Source organism: Micromonospora arida, assembly GCF_003857035.1.
Classification (GTDB): Bacteria; Actinomycetota; Actinomycetes; order Mycobacteriales; family Micromonosporaceae; genus Micromonospora; species Micromonospora arida.
In genome coordinates, this window is sequence record NZ_QGSY01000269.1 from 1 (window position 1) to 23,449 (window position 23,449).

General features: G+C 70.8%; 20 protein-coding genes. 8 read left to right on the plus strand and 12 right to left on the minus strand.

The features are described 5' to 3' along the window. Positions 1-7: 7 nt before the first annotated feature. The 6 genes from DLJ58_RS26485 to DLJ58_RS26510 are packed head-to-tail and all read right to left on the minus strand — an operon-like array spanning position 8 to position 4,907. Entirely contained in the window at positions 8-628 is a 621-nt protein-coding gene (locus tag DLJ58_RS26485; protein ID WP_124860295.1) for an acyl-CoA-like ligand-binding transcription factor, read from the minus strand. Positions 629-669: 41 nt separating this feature from the next. Next, positions 670-1,530 (minus strand): alpha/beta fold hydrolase, encoded by an 861-nt coding sequence (locus DLJ58_RS26490; RefSeq protein WP_124860297.1) that lies wholly within the window; start codon positions 1,528-1,530, stop codon positions 670-672. Beyond that, entirely contained in the window at positions 1,527-2,399 is an 873-nt protein-coding gene (locus DLJ58_RS26495) for an SDR family oxidoreductase (protein WP_124860299.1), read from the minus strand. The genes DLJ58_RS26490 and DLJ58_RS26495 overlap by 4 nt, the downstream gene beginning before the upstream one ends. Further along, positions 2,389-3,882, minus strand: coding sequence for a flavin-containing monooxygenase (locus DLJ58_RS26500; protein WP_124860301.1), 1,494 nt, complete (start codon positions 3,880-3,882; stop codon positions 2,389-2,391). Before DLJ58_RS26500 ends, DLJ58_RS26495 begins: the two co-directional genes overlap by 11 nt. Continuing rightward, positions 3,883-4,182 carry a DUF4873 domain-containing protein gene (locus DLJ58_RS26505; RefSeq protein WP_124860303.1) on the minus strand — a complete coding sequence of 100 codons (300 nt, stop codon included), beginning with the start codon at positions 4,180-4,182 and terminating at the stop codon, positions 3,883-3,885. Next, entirely contained in the window at positions 4,179-4,907 is a 729-nt protein-coding gene (locus tag DLJ58_RS26510) for a TetR family transcriptional regulator (protein WP_124860305.1), read from the minus strand. The genes DLJ58_RS26505 and DLJ58_RS26510 overlap by 4 nt, the downstream gene beginning before the upstream one ends. 48 nt (positions 4,908-4,955) lie before the next feature. Between DLJ58_RS26510 and DLJ58_RS26515 the strand changes: the two genes are divergently transcribed. Beyond that, complete coding sequence (locus DLJ58_RS26515; RefSeq protein ID WP_124860307.1) at positions 4,956-5,846, plus strand: AurF N-oxygenase family protein; 891 nt, start codon at positions 4,956-4,958, stop codon at positions 5,844-5,846. 31 nt (positions 5,847-5,877) lie between these two features. On the opposite strand, the gene DLJ58_RS26520 is transcribed toward DLJ58_RS26515, so the two are convergent. Continuing rightward, a complete protein-coding gene (locus DLJ58_RS26520; protein ID WP_124860309.1) occupies positions 5,878-6,402 on the minus strand; it encodes a winged helix-turn-helix domain-containing protein in 525 nt (174 codons plus the stop codon). Between the two features lie 240 nt (positions 6,403-6,642). Between DLJ58_RS26520 and DLJ58_RS26525 the strand changes: the two genes are divergently transcribed. Next, positions 6,643-11,058, plus strand: coding sequence for a S8 family serine peptidase (locus DLJ58_RS26525; RefSeq protein WP_124860311.1), 4,416 nt, complete (start codon positions 6,643-6,645; stop codon positions 11,056-11,058). A 73-nt stretch (positions 11,059-11,131) separates the two neighbouring features. Here DLJ58_RS26525 and DLJ58_RS26530 read toward each other — a convergent pair whose 3' ends face one another. Continuing rightward, the gene (locus DLJ58_RS26530) at positions 11,132-11,638 is read right to left on the minus strand and encodes a winged helix-turn-helix domain-containing protein (protein WP_124860313.1); all 507 of its coding nucleotides are present in this window, start codon (positions 11,636-11,638) and stop codon (positions 11,132-11,134) included. A 269-nt stretch (positions 11,639-11,907) separates the two neighbouring features. Between DLJ58_RS26530 and DLJ58_RS26535 the strand changes: the two genes are divergently transcribed. From DLJ58_RS26535 to DLJ58_RS26550, 4 genes are read left to right on the plus strand one after another with little or no spacing between them, the layout of a single operon-like run. After that, entirely contained in the window at positions 11,908-12,885 is a 978-nt protein-coding gene (locus DLJ58_RS26535) for a phosphatase PAP2 family protein (RefSeq protein ID WP_124860315.1), read from the plus strand. Positions 12,886-12,901: 16 nt separating this feature from the next. Beyond that, positions 12,902-13,594: a response regulator transcription factor gene (locus tag DLJ58_RS26540; protein ID WP_091399198.1), complete on the plus strand. Its 693-nt coding sequence runs from the start codon at positions 12,902-12,904 to the stop codon at positions 13,592-13,594. Continuing rightward, positions 13,591-15,051 (plus strand): sensor histidine kinase, encoded by a 1,461-nt coding sequence (locus DLJ58_RS26545; protein WP_244219135.1) that lies wholly within the window; start codon positions 13,591-13,593, stop codon positions 15,049-15,051. Before DLJ58_RS26540 ends, DLJ58_RS26545 begins: the two co-directional genes overlap by 4 nt. Further along, complete coding sequence (locus DLJ58_RS26550) at positions 15,048-15,551, plus strand: hypothetical protein (RefSeq protein ID WP_244219136.1); 504 nt, start codon at positions 15,048-15,050, stop codon at positions 15,549-15,551. The genes DLJ58_RS26545 and DLJ58_RS26550 overlap by 4 nt, the downstream gene beginning before the upstream one ends. Before the next feature lie 18 nt (positions 15,552-15,569). Here DLJ58_RS26550 and DLJ58_RS26555 read toward each other — a convergent pair whose 3' ends face one another. Genes DLJ58_RS26555 through DLJ58_RS26565 form a run of 3 tightly spaced genes read right to left on the minus strand, consistent with a single transcriptional unit; the run spans position 15,570 to position 18,882 of the window. After that, entirely contained in the window at positions 15,570-16,595 is a 1,026-nt protein-coding gene (locus DLJ58_RS26555) for a D-alanine--D-alanine ligase family protein (RefSeq protein ID WP_124860317.1), read from the minus strand. Continuing rightward, the gene (gene alr / locus DLJ58_RS26560) at positions 16,592-17,734 is read right to left on the minus strand and encodes an alanine racemase (RefSeq protein WP_124860319.1); all 1,143 of its coding nucleotides are present in this window, start codon (positions 17,732-17,734) and stop codon (positions 16,592-16,594) included. Before alr ends, DLJ58_RS26555 begins: the two co-directional genes overlap by 4 nt. After that, positions 17,731-18,882, minus strand: a complete 1,152-nt coding sequence (locus DLJ58_RS26565; RefSeq protein ID WP_124860321.1) for an acyltransferase family protein — start codon at positions 18,880-18,882, stop codon at positions 17,731-17,733. The genes alr and DLJ58_RS26565 overlap by 4 nt, the downstream gene beginning before the upstream one ends. A gap of 135 nt (positions 18,883-19,017) precedes the next feature. On the opposite strand from DLJ58_RS26565, the gene DLJ58_RS26570 reads away from it, so the two are divergent. Next, complete coding sequence (locus DLJ58_RS26570; protein ID WP_124860323.1) at positions 19,018-19,890, plus strand: LLM class F420-dependent oxidoreductase; 873 nt, start codon at positions 19,018-19,020, stop codon at positions 19,888-19,890. A 78-nt stretch (positions 19,891-19,968) separates the two neighbouring features. Here the strand turns inward: DLJ58_RS26570 and DLJ58_RS26575 are convergent, their stop codons facing one another. Further along, positions 19,969-22,230 (minus strand): catalase, encoded by a 2,262-nt coding sequence (locus tag DLJ58_RS26575; protein WP_124860325.1) that lies wholly within the window; start codon positions 22,228-22,230, stop codon positions 19,969-19,971. 184 nt (positions 22,231-22,414) lie between these two features. Between DLJ58_RS26575 and DLJ58_RS26580 the strand changes: the two genes are divergently transcribed. Further along, positions 22,415-23,314, plus strand: coding sequence for an alpha/beta hydrolase family protein (locus tag DLJ58_RS26580; RefSeq protein WP_124860326.1), 900 nt, complete (start codon positions 22,415-22,417; stop codon positions 23,312-23,314). The last annotated feature ends 135 nt before the right edge of the window (positions 23,315-23,449 follow it).

Below are 23,449 nucleotides of genomic sequence, written 5' to 3' on the forward strand. Positions count from 1 at the left end.
TGGCGGGTCAGGAGGGGGGCGGCGGATCCGGCAGCCCGGCGGCCACCGCGGAGAAGGCCTCGTCCACGAAGTCGCGCAGGGGGCGGGTGTCGTCGCCGGTGGACCAGCGCAGCATCGCGGTGTGGAAGGCGGCACTGGTGACAGCGGTGATGAGCGGCGGGAGGCCGTGGTCGGGACCTACGCCGAGGCGGGTGGCGATGACCGAGACCATGGCTCGCTCCGTCGCGATGTTGCCGGACACCAGCCGGGGCAGCAGCGCGGGGTTCTGGGTGATGACCGCCAGCCGCAGCCGCCACAACTCCCGGTCGGCCTGGATCGTGTCGATCGCCTCGTCGAGGGCCAGCCGGACGGCCTGCAACGTCGGCACCTGCGCAGGTGTGGCCGCCAGACGCGCCACGACCGGGTTGCCGTCCAGCGCCGGATCGTCGGTGAGTGCCTCGTCCTTGCAGGTGAAGTAGTTGAAGAAGGTCCGCGAGGACACGTCCGCGGCCTCGCTGATCTCCTCCACCGTCACGTGCTCCAGGCCGCGTTCGGCGACCAGCCGCAGCGCGGCGGCGGTCAGCGCGGCCCGCGTCTGCGCCTTCTTGCGGTCGCGACGCCCGGGCGCGGCTTGGTCGGTGTCGGTCACGCGAGCGAGATTAGGAGCGAACTTGCACAGCCTGCAAGTTTTTAGAGTGTGAAGTGATCTTCCTGACTCGCGATGCTGGTCGGAGCCGGACGGATCGTTCGCTCGGTGCGGGGCACGGCGCCGGTGGTCTCCAGGATGAGCCCGGCGACCAGGTCCGGGTCGTCGCTCATCGGGACGTGCCCGCAACTGGGCAGCGTCACCACCCGTGCCGCCGGCAGGCCCGCCCGGACGCGCTCGGCCTGGTGGACGCCGAAGATCCGGTCGCGGTCACCCCAGCCGATGGTCACCGGCACCGTCGGGTCGGACAGCCGAAGGCAGTCGAAGCGATAGTCGCGGGCGGCTCGGGCCACGGCGTTGAAGCCGAGCCCTCGTCGCAGGGCGAGCGCGTCACCCAGCGCCCGTTCGACGTCCAGCAGGGTCGGGCGGGCCATCAGCGGCGCGAAGCACAACGCCCGCAGGTACGCCGAGCGCAGCGCGACACGCATGATCGGGGTGGGCAGGTACGAGTTGGCCCGCAGCATCCGGAGGATGGCCAGCGCCCGTCGGCGCTCCGCCGGGGTGAAGAAGCCGGCGGGGGAGAAGGCGGTGGCCGAGGCGGCCGCCCCCGTCGCCGCAAGCTCCAGGGCGATCGCCCCACCGAGGCTGTAGCCGGCGACGTGCGGACGCTCCAGCCCCCACTCGGTCAGCGCCGGCAGGACCCCGGCCACGGTGGCGGCCATGTCGGCGGGCATGCCGGTGCCCGGCACCGGAGAATTCCCGAAGCCGGGCAGGTCGAGCGCGATCACCTCGTGGTGGGCGGTGAGCCGGTCGAACACCGGCTCCCACGCCTGATGGCGGTGACCGATGCCGTGGATGAGCACGAGCGGCTCTCCGCTGCCGGCACGCCGGAAATGAATGCTCATGACTGCCCTCCCACCGACGTCCTGCCGAAGGAACGCCCGAGCTGGCGTACCTCGTCTTCCATCTGGCCGACCATGGTCTGGCCGCCGAACCGGGTGATCAACGCGTCCGAGAGGCCGCTCAGCACCACCGGCCGCAGCGCCTGCACCAGGGCGAGCGACCGTGGCACGTACACCTTGCGTTTGCGGCGCTCGATGCCGCGGAGCAGGGCCTCGACGCACTGCTCGACGGGTACGACGGTGGACAGCGGCCACGGCAACCGGCGCAGCGCGGTGCGGAACGATGCCAGGTCGTCACGGATGTCGCGGACCAGGTCGGTGTCGATCCAGATCGGATGCGCCGTGCCGACGGTGACGCCGCGTGAGCGGGTCTCCAGGCGCAGCACGTTGGCGAACTGCTCCACGCCCGCCTTGGACGCGCAGTAGGCGGCCATCCCGGGCATCGCCGTGAAAGCGGCGGCCGACGAGATGATCAGGACGTGGCCACGGGCGGCGGTGACGTGGGGCAGCGCCGCGCTGACCGTGCGGATCGCGCCGCAGAGGTTCACCTCGACGGTACGGACCAGCGCGTCGACCGGTCCCACGGCGACGGTGCCGAGGTTCGCGATGCCCGCGTTGGCCACGACAACGTCGATGCCACCGAACCGGTCGACAGTGGATGCCACCGCCGCGTCCAACGCCGCCTGGTCGGTGACGTCGCACTCGTACCAGTGCGCGTCGAGGTCGGCGCTGAGCTGCTTGAGCAGCTCGCCCTCCAGACCGACGACGGCGACCTGGGCGCCCCGGGCGACGGCCTCGCGGGCCATCTGCGCCCCGATGCCGCGCGCCGCACCGGTGATGAGCACCGTCCTGCCCGCCAGGTCATACCGCATCGACGTGCTCCCGTTCCGTGTCGTTGGGGGTGTTCCCTGCCGTGGCGACCTGGTAGTCGGCCGGGCGGAACCGGCGCAGCCGCATCCGGAAGCTGGTGGCGAAGCCTGGCCAGATGGTGGTGTTCCGGCCGGTGCTGTCGAGATACCAGCTCTGACAGCCGGTCTCCCACACGGTGCCGGTCATCTTCTGATCGATCCGTTCGGTCCAGCGTCGTTGCGCCTGCGCGGTGGGCTCGATGGCCTGGATTCCCTTGGCCCGCATGTGACGCAGGGCCGCGAGCACCAGATGCAGCTGTGCCTCGATCATCAGCACCACGGAGGTGTGACCGAGCCCGGTGTTCGGGCCGAGCAGGAAGAACAGGTTGGGGAAGCCGGCGATGGTCGTGCCCTGGTACGCGCGCATGCTGGGGGTCCACGCCTCTGCCAGGCTGCGCCCGCCCCGACCGTGGATGCGCCGGACGACGGGGGAGTCGGTGACGTGGAAGCCGGTGCCGAAGATGATCGTGTCCGCCGGGTGGTGGACGTCGTCGTCGGTGACGAGGCCGTCCGGCACGATCCGGGCGATGCCGGCGGTGACCACGTCGACGTTCGGTCGGGTGAGCGACGGCCAGTAGTCGTTGGAGATCAGCACCCGCTTGCAGCCCATCGCGTACCGGGGGGTGAGCTTGTCCCGCAGGTGCGGGTCGGGGACCTGACGCCGCAGCGTACGCAGGGACAGGCGCGAGGCGAGGCGGTTGACCGCCGGGTGCAGGAAGCCCAGGCCCATGCTCTCGCGTACCAGGTAGAGCCCCGCCCGGGCGGCCCGCTGCGCGCCGGGCACGGTGCGGAACGCGGCCTGCTCGACCCGGCTGATCCGGCGCGTCAACCTCGGCATGATCCACGCGGGGGTGCGCTGGAAGAGCGTCAGCTTCTCGACCGTCGGCTGGATCTGCGGCACGAACTGGACGGCCGAGGCGCCGGTGCCGATCACCGCGACGCGCCGGCCGGTCAGGTCGTGGTCGTGCCGCCAACGGGCGGAGTGGAACACCGTGCCGGCGAACTCGTCGATCCCGGGCAGGTCGGGGATGGCCGGGTCGCTGAGCGGGCCGGCGGCACAGATCAGGACCCGGGCGCTGTGGTCGCCGCCGGAGGTGCGCAACAGCCAGCGTTGGCGCTGCTCGTCCCACCTCGCCTCGTGCACCTCGTGGCGTAACCGCAGCCTCGGGCGTATCCCGAAGCGGTCGACGCAGCCGCGCAGGTAGTCCCAGATCTCCGGTTGGCCGGAGAAGGCGTTCGACCAGCCGGCGTTGGGGGCGAAGGAGAACGAGTAGAGGTGCGACGGGACGTCGCAGGCGCAGCCCGGGTAGGTGTTGTCACGCCAGGTGCCGCCGACGTCCTCACCCCGGTCGAAGACGAGGAAGTCGGTGAAGCCGGCCCGCTGGAGGCGGATGGCGGCGCCCAGGCCACCGAAGCCGGCGCCGATGATGGCAACGTCTGTCTCCATTCATCCCTCCGTGTGCTCGGGCGCGGAAGTCGGGTCGGCCACTGGCGGCCAGGGCGGATCGCCCACGCCGGTGATTCGTACGCCTCCCCACGGGTCGACCTCGGCCAGTCGGGCCGCCCGGACGCGGTCGGCGATGCGCAACTCGACGTCGCGCCGACCGGAGCGCAGCAGGTGGGCCACCCGTGGCTCGGGCTCGATCCGCCCACCCCAGTGGAAGCGGCCGTCGACCGGCTCCCACCGCCCGCTGAGGTGCACCCGGACCGAGGTGCCCTCGACACCCGCCGGGCCGTGGTAACTCACGGCACGATCCGCTCGTGGGCGCGGGTGAGCTCGTGCGGCAGGTCGGCGCTGGCCCGGACTCCCTCGATGCCGCTCCACAGCAGAGCGGTCAGGTAGTCGGTGAGGGCGGCCCGGCTGATCGGCTGGCCGTGCGTGGTCCACCAGTCGCCGACCGCCTGCACGAAACCCACCAGGCCGTACGCCCAGGGCTCGGCGGGGCCGGCGTCCAGGCCCAGCGTGCGTAGCCGGTCGCCGATCACCCGGGCCAGCCCGGCGGCCACCTGCCGGCTGGTGCCGGCGATCACCTGGTGGATGCCGGGGTCGCCGGACTGGTGCATCAGGAACCGGTAGAGCCTCGGCTCCGACTCGATCACGCCCAGGTAGGCGTCGATCGTCGCTTCGACCAGGCCGCGTTCCTCGCGGACCTGTTCGACTGCGGGCGCGATGGTGTCGACCATCCGGGCCGCCACCACCTCGCTGACCGCCACCCAGAGCTGCGACTTGTCGGCAAAGTAGCGGTACAGGACCGGTTTGCTGACGCCCGCGGCGGCGGCCACCTGTTCCATGTCGACCTCCGGCCCGTGCCGCAGCAGCGCCTGCACGGCGGCACCGACCAACTCCTGCCGTCGTTGCTCACGATGGTCTGCCCAGCGGTCCCGGCGGCCGTTGCCCTTCGCCTTCGGACTGCCGTCAGGGGGCGTGGCCGACGGCTCGGATGCATTGACATCGGTGAGCGGCGATTGCATGCTACTACTCGTAACAGTTACTGGTCGTCACGTCAATATGGAGGAGCCATGGAGGCGGCGGAAACCGGGCGCGCGGCGGTCGCCGATCGACTGCTCACGTCCTCACTGCGCACCAGCTACGACCCCACCGTCGAGATCGACTGGGACGCCCCGCACACCCCCGGCGCCTACTGGCTCCCGCCACAGCGCAGCAGCCTCTACGGCACCCCGCTGTGGGAGCAGCTCAGCGAGGAGCAGCGCGTCGAGCTGACCAAGCACGAGGTGGCCAGCGCCGCCAGCGCCGGGCTGTGGTTCGAGACGATCCTCATGCAGATGCTGATCCGGGAGTACTACCGCGCCGACCCGACCAGCCGGCAGGCCCAGTACTCGTTGACCGAGGTCGCCGACGAGTGCCGGCACTCCATCATGTTCGGCCGGCTGATCGAGGCGATGGGTTGTCCGGTCTACCGCGCGAGCACCGTCGACCACCACCTCGGGCGCTTCCTCAAGGCCACCGCCAGCGGCCCCCGGATGTACGCCGCGATCCTCATCGCGGAGGAGATCCTCGACGCGTTCCAGCGCGAGATCATGGCGGACGAGTCGCTCCAGCCGCTCATCCGGATGGTCTCCCGCATCCACGTGGTGGAGGAGGCGCGACACGTCCGGTTCGCCCGCGAGGAACTGGCCGCCGCGGTCGCGGCCACCGGCCCGGTGGGCATGGCGTACGCCCGGCTGCTGGTCGGTCGCGCGGCCTACACGATCGCCAACCGCCTGGTCCATCCCGACGTGTACGCGGCGGTGGGCATTCCGCCGGCGGTCGGTCGGGCCGCTGCCCGCGCCAACCCGCACTGGCGTGCCACCCTCCGCTGGTCCGCCGCACGGGTGCACGCCAACCTGGCGGAGGTCGGCCTGGTGGCTGGGCCGGGGCGTCTGCTGTGGGCCCGCGCCGGGCTGATCTGACCCTTGTCCCTCTTCTCAGGCGACGTCGCTGTCAGGCCCGTTCGACCCGCGCCTGCTGGTGATCGGTCAACCGCAGCCCCACACTGCGGACGACATCGATGGTGGCCCCGGTGCCCAGGTCGTGCAGCTTGCGGCGCAGCCGCTTGACCAGCGACTGCACGTCGGCCTTGCGTTCGCGCCCCTCGTCACCCCAGACCGACCGGTGCAGCTCGGCGTAGCTCCAGACCCGGGCCGGCTCGGTGATCAGGCAGGTCAGCAGGTCGTGTTCCAGGCGGGTGAGGTCGATCTCACGTTCCCCGCAGCGGGCGCTGGAGCGGGACGAGTCGATCACCAGGGCGGCGACCGGCGCCGGTTCGGACGGGGCGGCCACCTGCTGCGGAGCGGCGATCAGTCGGCGCAGCTCGTCGAGGTCGGAAACCAGCAGTAGCGGCGCGATGCCGTCGAGAAGCTCCGCGAGCCGGATGCGCTCGGCCGGCGACGGGGTCACCGCGATCAGCAGTGGGAACGGCTCGTCGGCCGGATCACCCCTGTTCACCGTTGCCTCGTCCTCGGCCACCGCACCACCCGGGATCGATGGGCATCCCTGCCCAACTCTCGTCACGGTCCTGACAATGATTGGCAAGCGTGCCGCCAGCCAGGGCAACTCTTAGCGACAAGTTGCTCACGGCAAGTTCTTGATCGTCCGTTCTTCTCGATCATAGTGTCCAGTCGGGCAACCGGCGTGACCCGCGCGGTGCATGGGGAGGTCCACCATGGCCCATTTACACCCTGGGTCGTTCTGAGGGAGGCAGCACCGATGTTCAGACGTCCACAATGGCGGCGCGCGGCCAGATCACTGGTGAGCGCCGGCGCGGCGACGATCCTCGCCGCGACATGCTTGGCGACGATCAGCTCGGGCGCGCAGGCCGCGCCGGGCGGTGCGATGGGGGCGGGCGCCCAGACCGGGGACAAGATCCGACCGGAGCTCGCCAAGCAGCTCCAGGCCAAGAGTGAAGGGGACTTCTGGATCCGGTTCAAGGACCGGGCGGACCTGAGCAAGGCCAGCGCCATCAAGGACTGGTCGAAGCGTGGCACGGCGGTGGCGGACGCGCTGCGCAAGACCGCCGCCGCGAGCCAGGGCAAGATCCGGGCCGACCTCGACAGCTCGGGCACCAAGTACCAGACCTTCTGGGCCACCAACGCCATCAAGGTGAACAGCGGTTCGCTGGCGATGGCCCAGAAGTTCGCCGGGCACTCGGAGGTCGAGGGCCTCTACGCGCCGGTCGCGTACAAGGTGCCGGAGACGACCAAGGGCACCGACGAGAAGACCGTGAACGCCCTGGAGTGGGGCGTCGCCAACATCAACGCCGACGACGTCTGGTCCCAGTACGGCGTCAAGGGCGAGGGCATCACCATCGCGAACATCGACACCGGGGTGCAGTTCGACCACCCGGCACTGGTGAACTCCTACCGCGGCAACAACGGCGACGGGACGTTCGACCACAACTACAACTGGTTCAACGCCGCCGGCACCTGCGCGACCGCCCCCTGTGACGACGACGGCCACGGTACGCACACGATGGGCACCATGGCCGGCTCCGACGGCGCGAACCAGATCGGTGTCGCCCCCGGGGTCAAGTGGATCGCGGCGAACGGTTGCTGCCCCAGTGACGCCGCCCTGATCGAATCCGGTCAGTGGATGCTCGAACCGCTGGACCTCAACGGTCAGAACGCGGACGCGAGCAAGCGACCGAACATCATCAACAACTCGTGGGGCACCCGGGACCCGTCCAACGAGCCGTTCATGGAGGACGTGACGAACGCCTGGACCGCGTCCGGGATCTTCGGCACCTGGTCCAACGGCAACAGCGGGCCGGCCTGCCAGACCAGTGGCTCGCCGGGCAGCCTCGTCAGCAACTACTCGACCGGCGCGTACGACGTCAACAACAACGTGGCCGGCTTCTCCTCCCGTGGCGCCGGTCAGAACGGCGAGATCAAGCCCAACATCTCGGCGCCGGGCGTGAACGTCCGGTCGAGCATCCCGGGCAACGCCTACGGCAGCATCAGCGGCACCTCGATGGCCGCACCGCACCTCGCGGGCGCGATCGCGCTGCTGTACTCGGCGGCACCGTCGCTGGTCGGCGACGTCAACGCGACGCGCGCGCTGCTCAACGGCGCCGCGATCGACAAGGCCGACGACCAGTGTGGTGGCACCGCCGCCGACAACAACGTCTACGGCGAAGGCCGACTGGACGCCCTCGCGTTGCTCAACGCCGCCCCGACCGGTGACATCGGCATCCTGGCCGGCACGGTCACCGACGCGACCTCCGGCGCACCGATCGCCGGCGCAACCCTGACGCTCACCGGCGCGTCCGAGCGTGAGCTGACCACCGGTGCCGACGGCAAGTTCTCCACCCAGCTCCCCGCCGGCGACTACCAGGTCGCCGTCGCGGCGTTCGGGTACGCCAGCACCACCAAGACGGCAACGGTCGCCAAGGGCGCCACCACGACGCTCAACGTCGCCCTCACGGCGGTGCCGAGTGTCAACGTCACCGGAGCGGTCACCGACGGCTCCGGCCACGGCTGGCCGTTGTACGCGAAGGTGACCGTGACGGGCGTGTCCGGCGTCTACGACTACACCACCCCGTCGAACGGTCGCTACAGCATCAAGCTGCCGTCCGGGCAGACGTACACCCTGAAGTACGAGTCGCAGTACCCGGGCTACCAGACCGTCACCAAGGAGGTCGTGGTCGGCTCGGGCAACGTCACCGCCAACGTCGCCGTGCCGGTGGACACCACCGTCTGCACCACCGCGCCCGGATACACGACCGGCTCCGACGGTGAGTACGAGACCTTCGACGCCACGACCACGCCCGCCGGCTGGACCGTCGTCGACAACGCGGGCAGCGGTCAGGTCTGGAAGTTCACCGACGACGGCGACCGGGGCAACCTGACCGGCGGCACCGGCAACTTCGCGATGATCGACAGCGACGCCTACGGAGCCGGCACCAGCCAGGACACCTCCCTGGTCAGCCCGGTGGTCGACCTGACCAGCGTCACGGCCCCGGTCATCCGGTTCAACCAGGACTTCAACCAGCTCAACGACGACACCGCCGACGTGGACCTCAGCATCGACGGCGGTGCGACCTGGACCAACGTGCTCCGGCAGGAGACCGACGTCCGGGGACCGAAGCTGACCGAGATCCCGATCCCGCAGGCGGCCGGTAAGGCGCAGGTGCAGGTTCGGTTCCACTACTACGACGCCTCGTACGAGTGGTGGTGGGAGGTCGACAACGTCCTGATCGGCAGCCAGGTCACCTGCGTGCCGCTGGACGGCGGCCTGGTCGTCGGCAACGTCCGCGACAAGAACGACGACAGCTACGTCAACGGCGCGACCGTCACCTCCAAGGACCGGCCCGCCGAGAAGGCCGTCACCGTGGCGACCCCGGACGACCCGGGGCTGGCCGACGGCTTCTACTGGATCTACTCGTCGCTGACCGGCGAGCACCCGTTCACGGCGACCGCAGGCAACTACGTCAGCCAGACCAAGCAGGTCGACGTCGAGGCCGACTGGGCGACCACCGCGAACTTCCAGCTCGCGGCCGGCCGGCTGTCGGTGACCCCGACGCAGCTGAGCGCGACGCTCCAGATGCCCAACGGCAAGACCAGCAAGTCGTTCACGGTGACCAACACCGGTGGCGCGCCGGTCGAGGTCAAGTTCGGCGAGCGGGACAACGGGTTCGAACTCCTGCGGGCGGACGGCTCCACGGTCACCCGGCAGCAGGTGCTCGGGTCCAGCGGCGCGCCGGAGCAGCGGCTCACCGTACCGACGTCGTTCGCCGCCAAGGCGTCCGGCAAGGAGGCCAAGGCGGCTGCCGCGGCGGCGGGCCCGCAGGCGGCGCCGTGGACCGACATCGCCAACTACCCGGCCACGATCATGGACAACCGGGTGGTGAACCTGGACGGCAAGGTGTATTCGCTCGGTGGCGGCGACGGTGAGGCCTCCACCACCAAGAACTACGCCTACGACCCGGCCGCGCAGACCTGGACGGCGATCGCCGACCTTCCCGGCGCGCGCAACGCCCTGACCGCTGGCGTGGTTAACGGCAAGATCATCGTCACCGGTGGCTGGGCCGACGCCGGCCCGGACTCCGCCACCTGGTCGTACGACCCGGGGGCCAACACCTGGACGGAACTGGCCGACAACCCGGCACCGCGGGCCGCAGCCGGTCAGGCCGTCGTCGACGGCAAGCTGTACGCGGTCGGTGGCTGCACCACGGCAGCCTGTTTGCCGATGTCGAACAGCGTCGTCCGGTACGACCCCACCGGTGACAAGTGGGAGACGATGGCCAACTACCCGAAGTCGGTGGCCTTCGCCTCCTGCGGCGGGATCGACGGCGTCCTCTACTGCACCGGCGGCAACGACGGTTCCGCCGCGCAGAAGTCCAGCTACGCCTTCGACCCGGGGGCCAACACCTGGACCGCCATCGCCGACGCGCCGGTCGACAACTGGGCCAGCTCGTACGCCGTCGCCAGCGGCAAGCTCCTCGTCGTCGGTGGCTCGCAGGGTGGGGCCATCAGCAACGCCGGCTTCGCCTTCGACCCGGCCGCCGGTTCGTGGTCCAACCTGCCCAACGCCAACACCGCGCGGTACCGCGGCGGCGCGGCGTGCGGCTTCTACAAGATCGGCGGCTCGTCCGGCAGCTTCAACGCGGCTCCGGACAGCGAGGTGCTCCCGGGCTTCGAGGGATGCTCCGAGTCGGCGGCCGACGTCAGCTGGATGACCATCGACAAGTCGGCGGTCACCCTCGCACCGGGTGCGAAGGTCACTGTCACCGTCGGCCTGACGGCGAACGTGGACCAGCCGGGCACCTACTCCGGCGCGGTCGCGATCTCCGAGAACACCCCGTACTCGGTGGCACCGGTCGCGGTGACCATGACCGCGAACCCCCCGAAGACCTGGGGCAAGCTCATGGGTACGGTCACCGGCACCAGCTGCCAGGGTGCGACCTCGCCGCTCACCGGCGCGGTCGTGCAGGTCGACTCGTGGGCGGCGTCGTACACCTTCGCCACCGACGCCCAGGGCAAGTACGCCTACTGGGTGGACCGCCGCAACAACCCGCTCACGATGATCGTGGCCAAGGACGGCTGGAAGCCGCAGACCCGTCAGACCCGGATCGACACCGCCACTCCGACGGTGGAGAACTTCGGGTTGGCACCCATCAAGTGCTGATGCCCGAGCACTAGCCGAAGAGATCCGGCCCGCCTGGTCCCCGACCAGGCGGGCCGGACCGCGCCCGGGGTGATCAGACGGGAGCGAGCCGGAAGCCGACGCCGCGTACCGAGTGGATCGTTGCCGTGGCGTTGAGACTGGCGAGCTTGCCGCGCACCCGGCGCACCACCGAGTGCATGTCGGAGCCCCGGCCGAGGTGCCGGTTGCCCCAGACCTCCAGGTGCAGGCGCTCGTAGGTCCAGACCTGCCCGGGCGCGTGCACCAGGCAGAGCAGCACGTCGTGCTCCAACCGGGTCAGGTCGATCTCCTGGTCGCGCCAGCGCAGCACCCGGCGGTCGGAGTCGACGGCCAGATCCGGTGGCGGTGGCTGTGGGCTCGGCGCCACCTCGGCGAGCGCCACCCTGGTCGGTGGAGCCGGGGCGGCGGGCGCCTCGACCACCCCGAGGAACTCTCGTGCCTGGTCGACGGTCGAGACGATCAGGAAGGCGTCACTGCCGCCGAGCAGCCGGGCCAGATGTCGCCGCTCGGCCGGCGAGGATGCGATGCCGATGACCAGGCTGGCCACTGGAATTCCCTGCATTTGCCAACACCTTCCGGTTCCCCAACTCACTCCGGATGGATTTTTCGCACCACCGACCGAAACATCGATCGGCGTCCTGACCCTAGTGGTGGCTGATCTCGGCTGGGTAAAACATGGGCGCATGTAAGCATGTGGATCCCGCCGCGCCGTCCAGGTCCACCCGGCCCACCGCCGACGATCCGCTCTTCCGGAAGCGGCGGCGGTGGTTGTGACAGAACCAAGACAATTCGAGGACGGGGTACGGACCTGCCGGGGCGAGCATGGTCGCCATGTCCATCGGATCGTTGTACTCCGTCGGGCGGCCGACGCCCGGTCCGGCGCGACCGCTGCCCCACGCCCGCGCGGCGGTGCCACTGGGTCTTCGACTGCTCGCGGCGGCGCTGTCCGGTCTGGTTGCCCTGACCCTCACCGCCGCCGTGTTCGTGCGGACGTACCCCGGGCAGTGGCTGGACGGGGTGCTCGTACCGCGCGCCGAGCGGGGCGGAGGGTACGAGCAGCAGACCGTGCTGGTGGGCCCGGCCAAGACCGTGCTGGCCACCTTCGGTAGCCCGAGCCTCATCGCGGCCCTGCTCGGTGTGGTGCTGCTGGTGGGTGTGCTCCGCCGACGGCTGGTGGCGGGGGTCGTCGGTGTGGGCATGGTCGTCTGCGCGGTGCTGCTGGCCGGCGCGGTGAAATCGGAGCTGCCCCGCCCGGATCTACAGATCCTGAGCTCCACCACCCACAACAGCTTCCCCAGCGGCCATGTCGCCGCGGCGACCGCCCTGCTGCTGGCGTTCATGCTGGTCCTGCCCGGCTGGGCCCGGCGCTGGCTGGCGGTGCCGGGCGCGGTGGGTGTCTCGGTGATCGCCTCCGCCACGATGATCGCGGGCTGGCACCGGTTCAGCGACGTGCTCGGCGGCGTTCTGCTGGGGGTGACCCTGTTCTGCCTGGCCGCGGCTGGGTTGGCGGCCTGGTCCGACGACCGCGACCCGGCCGGCGGTTCGGGCGGCGGCAGCCTCTGGCGCAGGCTGGCCGAGGCGGGGGTCGGGCTGGTCGTGCTGGTCTGGGCGCTGCTGGTGGTCGTGCCCGGTCTGGCCGCGTCGGTGCAGCGCGGCTTGTTGATTGCCATCGTGGCCGCTTCCGCGTCGACGATGTTCCTGGTGGGCGCGGTGGTGTTCCTGGTGCGTGCGACGGATTTCGCGGTGCCGCTCTCCCCACGCAGCCCCGCGCAGCCACCGCCGACGACCGAGACCCGAAAGATCTCATGATGGGATACTTGACGACATGTCCCAGGTGCTGTTGATCGAGGACCACCAGACGGTGCGCGACGGACTGCAGTTGGCGCTCACCCGACAGGGCCACACCGTGCATGCCGTGGGCACCGGTGAGCAGGGGTTGGAGCGGCTGCGCACGACCCCGTCCGACGTCGTGGTCCTCGATCTCATGCTGCCCGGGATGGACGGGTTCGAGGTCTGCCGCCGGATCCGGCAGCTCGGCGACCTGCCGATCATCATGCTCACCGCCCGCAACGACGACATGGACGTGGTCGCGGGCCTGGAGGCCGGCGCCGACGACTACGTGGTCAAGCCCGTGCAGGCCCGGGTGCTGGAGGCGCGCATCCGCGCGGTGCTGCGACGGACCGGTGGCGACTCGCGGCGCGGCGGCGACCGGGCCGGCCTGGAGCAGCACGGCGCGTTGACCATCGACCGGGCCGCGCTGGTGGTCAGCAAGGACGGAACGCCGGTCAGCCTCGCCCCGACGGAACTGCGGCTGCTGCTCGAACTCTCGCACACGCCGGGCCAGGTGCTCAGCCGTCAGCAGCTGCTGGAGGCCGTGTGGGAGCACGGCTATCTCGGCGACTCGCGACTCGTGGACGCGTGCGTCCAGCGGGTACGCGCCAAGATCGAGGCCGACTCGTCGGCACCGGTCTACATCCAGACCGTGCGTGGTTTCGGATACCGGTTCGGGCCGCTGTGACGCCGTGGCGCCGGGTCGGCGCGTGGGTCTCGGGTCTACGGGTCCGGCTCGTCCTGGCGTTCGCGATGCTGGGCGTGACCACGACGGTGGCGGTGGCCGGTGGCAGCTACTTCCAGGCTCGGAACGTAATCCTGCAGCAGGCGCAGGACGCCGCGGTGATGTCACTGACCGACCAGCTCACCAAGCTCTACCCGATCGCCCAGCTTCCGCCGACCCAGGACGACCTCCAACTGTTGGCCCAGCGCCTCAGCGACCGGGAGAGCTTCGCGGTGGTCGTCTACCGGGACATGCGGGCACAGGGCGCCTCCGAATTCACCGACCCGCTCACCCCGGAGCTGCGGCAGAAGGTCCGTGACGGTCGCATCGCCTGGCAGCGGGTCTCACTCGCCGGACAGCCCGCGCTGCTCATCGGTACCCAGTTGGCGCTGGACCGCCCGGACGGCACGTCCCGCCCGTCCGGGGTGGAGGTCTACTCGGTGCGCAATCTCGTGCCCGAGCAGCAGAGCATCGACCAGCTCGCCACCAGGGCGTGGCTGACCGGCGGGCTGTCCCTGGTCCTCGCCGTCCTGCTGGCCCTGCTGTCCGCCCGCGGCGTCCTGCGACCCGTCCGCGACCTCGGCCGGGCGGCGCGCCGCCTCGGTGAGGGCGACCTGAGCACCCGGTTGACGGTCCGGGGCGCCGACGAGCTGGCGGATGTGGCACGGACCTTCAACCACACCGCGGGCACGTTGGAGCGGCAGGTCGGCGAGCTGCGGCGGTTGGAATCCGACGCCCGCCGCTTCGTGGCCGACGTCTCGCACGAACTCCGGACACCGCTGGCCGCGATGACTGCGGTCACCGACGTGCTCGACGAGGAGGCGGAACACCTGCCCGGGGACGCGGGCCGGGCCGCCCGGCTGGTCAGCCAGGAGACGCAGAACCTCACCCAGCTGGTCAACGACCTCATCGAGATCAGCAGGTTCGACTCCGGCACGGCACGGCTCGCCCTGGACGACGTTGACGTGGCCGCGGCGGTGACCGCGACCCTGCGGATCCGCGGCTGGCTGGACCGGGTACGAACGGAGTTGCCACCCGGCGTCGTGGCCCGACTCGACCCCCGCCGACTGGACGTCATCGTCGCCAACCTGGTCGGCAACGCCTTCCGGCACGGTGCCGAGCCGGTGTCGGTGCGCCTCAGCGCAGACCCGGACTGGGTCACCATCGAGGTGGCCGACCGGGGGCCCGGACTGGCCCCGGAGGTGTTGCCGCACGTCTTCGACCGCCTCTACAAGGCCGACACCGCGCGAACCCGCTCCGAGGGCAGCGGCCTCGGTCTCGCCATCTCCTGGGAGAACGCGCGCCTGCACCGCCACGGCGAGCGACGGGGGAGTCTCGTCGCGGGCAACGGCACCCACGGCGGCGCCGTTTTCACCCTCCGCCTGCCCCGCGAAACCGCGGACACCGGAGGTGCCCGGTGACCGGCCGACGGACGGGCCGCGCGCTGTTCGCCAGCGGGCTACTTCTGACGCTGCTCGCGGCGGGCTGTGGGGTACGACCCAGCGCGGTCATCACCGGTCGCCCGCCGATCAGCGGCCCCGCCCAGGGCACCTGGGTCTATCTTCTCGCGCAGGGCGAACTGGTGCTGGTCCTCCGCCCGGTCAACGCGGACCCGTCGCCCGCCGCCGCGCTCTCGCTGCTCGCGGCCGGTCCGCAGGAGAACGAACGCGCCCAGGGTTTCACCAGCGAGGTTCCGGCCGGCCTCGACCCGGTCACGGTGACGGCGGGAGCCGATCGGTCCGGTGACCTCACGGTGCGGACGAACATCGCCGCGCAGGCGTTGTCAGCGCACGCGGCCGACCAGATCATCTGCACGACGGTCGCCGCCGCGGCGCAGGTCAGCGCGGCGAACACCGCCACCACCGTCACCATCGTCGGGTCGGACGGCGCCCGAGGGCCTCGGGCGTGCCCGATCAGGTGACCGGGCACCGACCGCGAGTCACACCAGGTGGTCGACCGCTCGGGCCGGCCGGGGCAACCCGCTGTGGTGGCCGTGGTCCTGGTCGGCCAGCGCGCCGGCTACCAGGATGTCGATCAGGGCGGCGAAGCCGATGCCGGCCTGCTGCCAGATCTGTGGGAACTGGGACGCGGCGGTGAAGCCGGGGAACGTGTTGACCTCGTTCACGATGGGCTCGGGCGACCCCTCGGTGGGCAGGAAGAAGTCGACCCGCAGCAGCCCACGGCAGTCGAGGGCCTGGAAGGCGCGGATCGCACGGTCCTGAAGCACCTCGGTGGTCGCCGCGTCGAGCGGGGCGGGAATCTGGAAGATCGCCCCGCCGTCGTACTTCGCGTCGTAGTCGAAGAAGCCGGCACCGGTCACCCGGATCTCCAGCGGCGGGCCGGCCTGCACCCGGCCGTCCGGGTGCTGGAGGACGGCCACGTCGATCTCGCGTCCCCGCGCTCCCTGCTCGACGAGCACCTTCGGGTCGACCTGGCGGGCCTGCTCCAGCGCGGCGGGAACTCCCGCCCAGTCGTCCACCCTGACGACGCCCAGGCTCGACCCGGCCCGGGCCGGCTTGACAAAGACCGGCAGCTCCAGCCGACCCTGGTCCTCGGGCGACAGGGCCTCGCCGGGACGCAGGGTCACCCCCGGGCTGACCCGCAGGCCCTCCGCTGCGAGGAGCCGCTTGGTGACCCCCTTGTCCATGCCGGCGGCGCTGGCGAAGACGCCGTTGCCGACGTACGGCACGCCGAGCCATTCCAGCAGCGACGACACGGTGCCGTCCTCGCCGTACGGGCCGTGCAGGGCCGGGAACACCACGTCCTGGGCGCGCAGGACGCGCAACGCCGCAGGCAGGGGCGTCGGTCGGCCGCCGACGTGCCAGCCGCCGTCGCGGTCGATGAGCACCTCGGTGACCTGGTACCGCTCACGGTCCAGGTGGGCGAGGATGCTCGCCGCCGAGCGGCAGGACACGTCGTGCTCGCCGCTCTGCCCGCCGTACAGCACTGCAAGTCGGGTTGTCATGAGTTCCGTGCCCTTCCGTGGAGGTGCTCGCGGGCCACCCGGGCCCCGATGCCGGTCAAGATCTCGTGTGGGTTGGTGTCGGCCCAGCGGGCCCACTCGACGACCGTCGGAGGGTGCTGGTCACCCTCGGCCGGGCCGAACACCACGACCGGGTCGCCGATCGTCACGGGAAGATCCCCGGCGTCGACCACGCACTGGTCCATGGCGATGCGGCCGACGATCGGGCACCGCCGGCCGGCGAGCCACACCGCGGCGCGACCCCCCGCGGCCCGGGGCAGCCCGTCGGCGTAGCCGAGGGGCAGCAGCGCCAGCGTGGTCGGTGTGCCGGTCACGTGCTCGGGCCCGTAGGAGACGCCCGTGCCGGCCGGCACCCGCTTGACGTTGACCACACTCGTCCGCAGGGTCATCGCGGGGTGCAGCCCGAACTCGCCCGGACCGCTGACGCCGAACGGGTCCACGCCGTAGAGGGCGATCCCGATCCGGCAGAGGTCGAAGCGGGTCCGCGGTGCGGAGAGCGCGGCCGCCGAGTTGGCCAGGTGGACGAGATCGGGGTCCAGGCCAGCCGACCGTGCGGTCCGCAGCGCCTCCTCGAAGATCGCCACCTGACGGGTGAGCGCGGGGGCGCCCGGCAGGTCGGCGTCGGCGAGATGGGACCACACCCCGCGCACCCGGATCCCGCCCTCTCGTTCGTACTTGCGGGCCCAGCCGACCAACTCGGGCCAGTCGTCCCCGGCGGCCCCGTTGCGGGACAACCCGGTGTCCGCCTTGAGCTGCACCATTGCCGGTGCGCCGAGCAGACGGGCCGCGTCGGCGACGGCGTGCAGGTGCGTCGTCGTGGACACGCCGACGTCGACGCCACTCTTGATCAACATACCGAAGTCGTCATTCGGGCCGTGCAGCCAGCTCAAGGTGGGCGCGGTCACACCCGCGTCGCGCAGTGTCAGCGCCTCGGCCGTCGAGGTCACTCCCAGCCAGGAGGCGCCGGCGCGCAACGCCGCTCGGGCCACCTTCACCGCGCCGTGGCCGAACCCGTCGGCCTTCACCACTGCCATCAGTCCGGTGCCGGTGACCGACGCGATCGTCCGCACGTTGCTGGTGATCGCTTCCAGGTCGATCAGGGCTTCGGCGAGGGCGCTCATCCGGCCGCCTCCACCCGGCGCGTGCCGGGCAGCGCGAACAGCCAGCCCGCGCGAACCGCCAGCAGCCCGCGGTGGACGGCCAGGCTCAGACCGATCACCAGCCCGCTCAGCAGAATCGGATAACCGAGCACGATCAGGCCCTGAACGGACCCACCCAGCCCGGAAACCGGTACGAGCAACAACCGGTGCAGCAGGGCCAGGACCGGCATGTGAATGACGTAGATCGGCAGGGTGATGCGGCCGAGCCTAGCCAGCGGTCTGCTGAGCGCCGACCACAGCGACAGCCGGGCAGCGGCGGTTATGCCGAAGATCACTGCCACCACGGAGACCGCCGGCCACACCCCGAACCACTGCTGGGCGCCGGCCACGGCCATCGCGGCGAGCGCCAGGACGTACCCACCCGAGGTCAGCAACAGCCGGCGGCGGCTGGCGGTGGCGGCCCACCGCTGGATCTGCGGCCGCAGATACAGGCCGGCGAGGAAGAAGACCAGGTTCTGGTAGAGGCCGGCGCGGTTGCCCGGGGTGTCGAGCAGGCCGGCGGCGGCGACGGCGGACAGCGCGGCGGCGGGGACCAGGACCAGGGCCCGGGGCAGCCGGCGGGCCAACTTGGCGATCGTGAAGTACAGCGCCAGGGCGTACAGGTACCAGAGGTTGGACGGCGTGATGGTGAGCTGCTCCAGCAGGCCAAGTGCCGAAGTGGCGCGGTCGGTCGGCAGTTCCGGCGCGGCCGCGAGGACCACGGTGTGGATCAGCAGCCAGACGGCGTACAGGTAGAGGAACCCGGCGATCCGGCTGCGGGCGACCACCCGCCACGGCCGCAGGGCGGCGTTGGCCGCGAAGACGCCCGAAATGGTGAAGAACAGCGGCATCCGCAGCGGGAGGAACTGCTCACCCAACGTTCCCCAGAGGCCCGGCACCGGTACGCCGATGTGCCAGTCGATCTGGAGGTAGTCCTTCACGACGACGTGCCACAGGACGACGAGGATGATGCAGACGCCCTTCGCGGCATCCGCCCACTGCGCCCGGTGCGATCCGGCGGCGGGTGCGGAGGCAGGGGCGGGTCCGGTCGGTTGGCGGTGGCGGAACCGGACGCGCGTCGCGTCGGGCTCCAGCTCGACGGGCCGGGATTCGGTCAGCTGTCGGATCACTCACCGAAAGCTGCCAGCTGGATATCCGCACGTGATCCACGAATTGTCATGAACCGGTAATGGACGCCGGACCCGGTTCCGAGCCGCCCTCGCCGGACGCCGGGCGGCACTAGGCTCGTTGGGGAGGTGCCGAACATGAAGCTCGGGCTGCACTACTGGAACTACTCGACCCCGGCCGACCCGGCCGCGATCGCACCGACCCTGGCGCAGACGGCGACAGTCGCCGAGCAGGCCGGCGTCGCGTCGTTCACGGTGATGGACCACTTCTTCCAGATGGACGCGGTGTTCGCGGCCGAGGAGCCGATGCTGGAGGCGTACACCACGCTGGGCTACGTCGCGGCCATGACCCAGCGGATGACGCTGGGCGTGCTGGTCACCGGCGTGATGTACCGCTATCCGGGGTTGCTCGCCAAGACCGTGACGACCCTCGACGTGCTCTCCGGAGGCCGGGCGCGCCTCGGCATCGGCGCCTCCTGGTACGAGCGGGAGCAGCTAGGGCTGGGCGTGCCGGTCGTCCCGGTGGCCGAGCGGTTCGAGCGGTTGGAGGAGACGCTGCGCATCTGCCTTCAGATGTGGAGTGCCGACGACGGCCCGTTCAACGGGCAGCACTACCAGCTCGCCGAGACCATCAACTCGCCGCAGCCGTTGAGCCGCCCGCGCCCGCCCATCATGATCGGTGGCGGCGGCGAGAAGAAGACCCTGCTGCTGGTGGCCCGGTACGCGGACGCCTGCAACCTGTTCGGCCGTGGCGGCATCGACGACATCTCGCGCAAGCTGGATGTGCTGCGCGGGCACTGCGCTGCCGAGGGCCGCGACTACGACACCATCGAGAAGACGGTGGTCGCCTCCCAGGCGCCGCTGGACGACACCGACGCGTTTCTCGCCGAGGTGTCCGGGTACGCAGCGCTCGGTGTGAGCGAGGTGCAGGTGACGCCGGATCGGGACCCGATCGAGTTCGCCCGGCGGCTCGGTGACGAGGTGCTGCCCCGGTTGGCTGACATCGGCTGATTCCGCAAAGACGTTCTCCGAGAGGGCTGGGCTCCCGCGTGACGGGGAGACCAGCCCTCTCGGACGGTGCGGTCAGGGTCAGGCGACCGAGGCGGGGAACCGTTCCCACACGCGGTGTGCGGCCATCAACTGCTGCACCGCGGTCAGGGCCTCGGCGCCGGAGCCCGCCGCCACGACGCCGGGGGTGCCGGCGACGCCGGCCTGCTCCAGCACGGTGACGCCGGCGCCCCAGGCACCGATCGCCTTGGCGTGCCGCCAGCACTCCTCGACCAGCAGCAGCACGCGGGGGTCCACGGTGGTCGGGTCGGGCCGTCCCGCCTTGGCGTCCCGGGCGGGCAGCGCGTCCGGGGCGGGTGCCGGCGCTCCGGCCAGCAGGATCACGTCGAACTCGACCGACCGGCCGGTGGCGAAGGTGCGCTGCACCGGCAGGTCACCCACCATGCCGCCGTGCGGTGCGATCAGCAGCGGCACCATGCCGGCGTCGAACACGGCCCGGCGGACCTCGTCGACGCCGTCCAGGTCACCGGCGGGGTCGACGACGATCCCGACGGTCCGGCCGTCACTCGGCCACTCCCGACCGACCTGCGACAGCGCCGGGCTGGGCGTGACGTCGGGGAGCGGCACGGTCGGCTGCGGCGCGGGCAGGCCCAGGCCGGTGGCGACCTGCTCGCACAGCACCGGGTCGATGTTGGCGAGGCTCTGCAGCTGACGCTCCTTGATCGCCTGGTGGTAGCACTTGCCCAGCTCGAAGGTGTACGCCCGGATGATGTGTTCCTTCTCGACCGGCGACATGCTCAGCCAGAACAGGCGGACCTGGCTGTAGTGGTCGTCGAACGAGGCCGGGTTCGCGCGTACCTTCGGTGCCTGCGCGACAGTGACCGGCACGTCGACGAAGGCGTGCTCGGCGTCCCCGGCGGGGAACGGGTTGCCGCCGTCGAGCGAGTTCGGTCGGTACGGCGCCACGCCCGCGTGCACGGCGTGCTGGTGGAAGCCGTCACGCAGCATGTCGTTCACGGCGGCGTGCGGACGGTTGATCGGGATCTGCGTGAAGTTGGGCCCGCCCAGCCGGGTGAGCTGCGTGTCGAGGTACGAGAAGAGCCGGCCCTGCAACAACGGGTCGTTGGTGACGTCGATGCCCGGGGGCAGGTGACCCAGGTGGAAGGCGACCTGTTCGGTCTCGGCGAAGAAGTTCGTCGGGGTCCGGTTGAGCACCAGCCGCCCGATGGGCTGCACCTCGGCCAGCTCCTCCGGCACGATCTTCGTCGGGTCGAGCAGGTCGATGCCGGCGAAGGTCTCCTCGGGAGTGTCCGGGAAGACCTGGATGCCCAGCTCCCACTCGGGGTACGCGCCGGCCTCGATGGCGTCGTAGAGGTCGCGGCGGTGGAAGTCCGGGTCCATGCCGCCGAGCAGCTGCGCCTCCTCCCAGGTCAGCGAGTGCACGCCCAGCTTCGGCTTCCAGTGGAACTTGGCCAGCACCGTCTCACCGGCCTCGTTGACGAGGCGGAAGGTGTGCACGCCGAAGCCCTCCATCGTCCGGTACGAACGCGGAATGCCCCGGTCGGACATGTTCCAGATGGTGTGGTGCTGTGCCTCGGTGTGCAGCGACACGAAGTCCCAGAAGGTGTCGTGGGCGCTCTGCGCCTGCGGGATCTCCCGGTCGGGGTGCGGCTTGCCGGCGTGGATGATGTCCGGGAACTTGATCGCGTCCTGGATGAAGAAGACCGGCATGTTGTTGCCGACCAGGTCGAAGGTGCCCTCGTCGGTGTAGAACTTCGTGGCGAAGCCACGGGTGTCGCGGACCGTGTCGGCCGAACCCCGCGAACCGAGCACGGTGGAGAATCGGACGAAGACCTCGGTCTCACGCCCCTTCTTGAGGAAGCCGGCCCTGGTGACCGCCTCGGCGGTGCCGTACGCGGTGAACACACCGTGCGCACCGGCGCCCCGGGCGTGCACCACGCGCTCCGGAATGCGCTCGTGGTCGAAGTGCGTGATCTTCTCGCGTAGGTGGTGGTCCTGGAGGAGCACCGGGCCGCGCGGGCCGGCCTTGAGCGAGTGGTCGGTGTCGCGCAGCCGTGCCCCGTTCGCGGTCGTGAGGTAGGCACCCTGCTGACCGTTCGCGATCGTCGGCGCACCGGTCTCCGCGCCGGTCGGCGTGCGCGTCTGCGGTGCCCCCTGTTCCGACTTCGGCGGCAGCGGGTCGTGTGGCGTCGTCGGCTCCTTGAGCGGCGGTGGCGCGCTCCCCGGCGCACCGGGGACGTCCGGGGTGAGGGCGTCTGCGATCTTTCCTGAGGCGGTCTTCACGACGTTCTTGACCGCCTCGGCGGGCTTGCTGGAATCCACTGAATGAACCTCTCCATGGCGCGTGTGCGGGCCGGCGCCTGCCCTGCTACCCCTGGTCAGAGGGTCGAAACACAACTCGCGCCGGCATCCTGCGCCGGGACTGGTGATTTCGCCGATGCCGGGATCGGCCCGGCAGCCAAAACTGACACACGTCGATATCCCTCGACTTTAGGGAGTGCCCGACGTGTCCTCACCTACCACCACCCGTCCCCGTTCCGTCGCAGCCCGTGCCACCCGGTTCGCGCTGGCCGCAGTCCTGGCCGCCGGCGGCGTCCTGGCCGGATCGCCCGGCGCAGCCCAGGCCGCCGGCCCGTACGAGCGGGGCCCCGCCCCGACCACGGCGATCCTGGAGGCCAGCCGTGGCCCGTTCACGACGTCCTCGCAGAGCGTGTCCTCGCTGAGTGTCACCGGCTTCGGCGGCGGCGTCATCTACTACCCGACCAGCACCAGCGAGGGCACCTTCGGTGCCATCGCCATCTCGCCCGGTTACACCGCCGCCTGGTCCAGCATCAGCTGGCTCGGGCCACGCATCGCCTCGCACGGTTTCGTGGTGATCGGCATCGAGACCAACACTCGGCTGGACCAGCCGGACAGCCGCGGCCGGCAGTTGCTCGCCGCGCTGGACTACCTCACCGAGCGCAGCTCGGTGCGCACCCGGATCGACAGCAGTCGACTCGCGGTGGCCGGTCACTCCATGGGTGGCGGGGGCAGCCTGGAGGCGGCCTCGTCGCGGCCGTCGTTGCAGGCCGCGGTGCCGCTGGCACCGTGGAACCTGGACAAGAGCTGGTCCGAACTGCGGGTGCCCACGCTGATCGTCGGTGGCGAGAGCGACAGCGTCGCGCCGGTCTCGTCGCACTCGGTGCCCTTCTACAACAGCATCCCGGCCTCCGCCGAGAAGGCGTACCTGGAGCTGAACGGGGCGAGTCACTTCTTCCCGCAGACCACGAATACGCCGACCGCCCGGCAGATGGTGGCCTGGCTGAAGCGGTTCGTCGATGACGACACCCGCTACGAGCAGTTCCTCTGCCCCGGCCCGAGCGGCTCGCAGATCCAGGAGTACCGCAACACCTGTCCCAGCGCCTGACGGCGGTCACGGGGCGGTCGCCGCTGGCGACCGCCCCGTCCACGTGCGTGAAGGGGGCATTGAAGGTCTTGACGCCAAACCCGAGAAACGTACACTGCGAGTGTAAATAAACACCCGCCACGACAGAGGGATGGG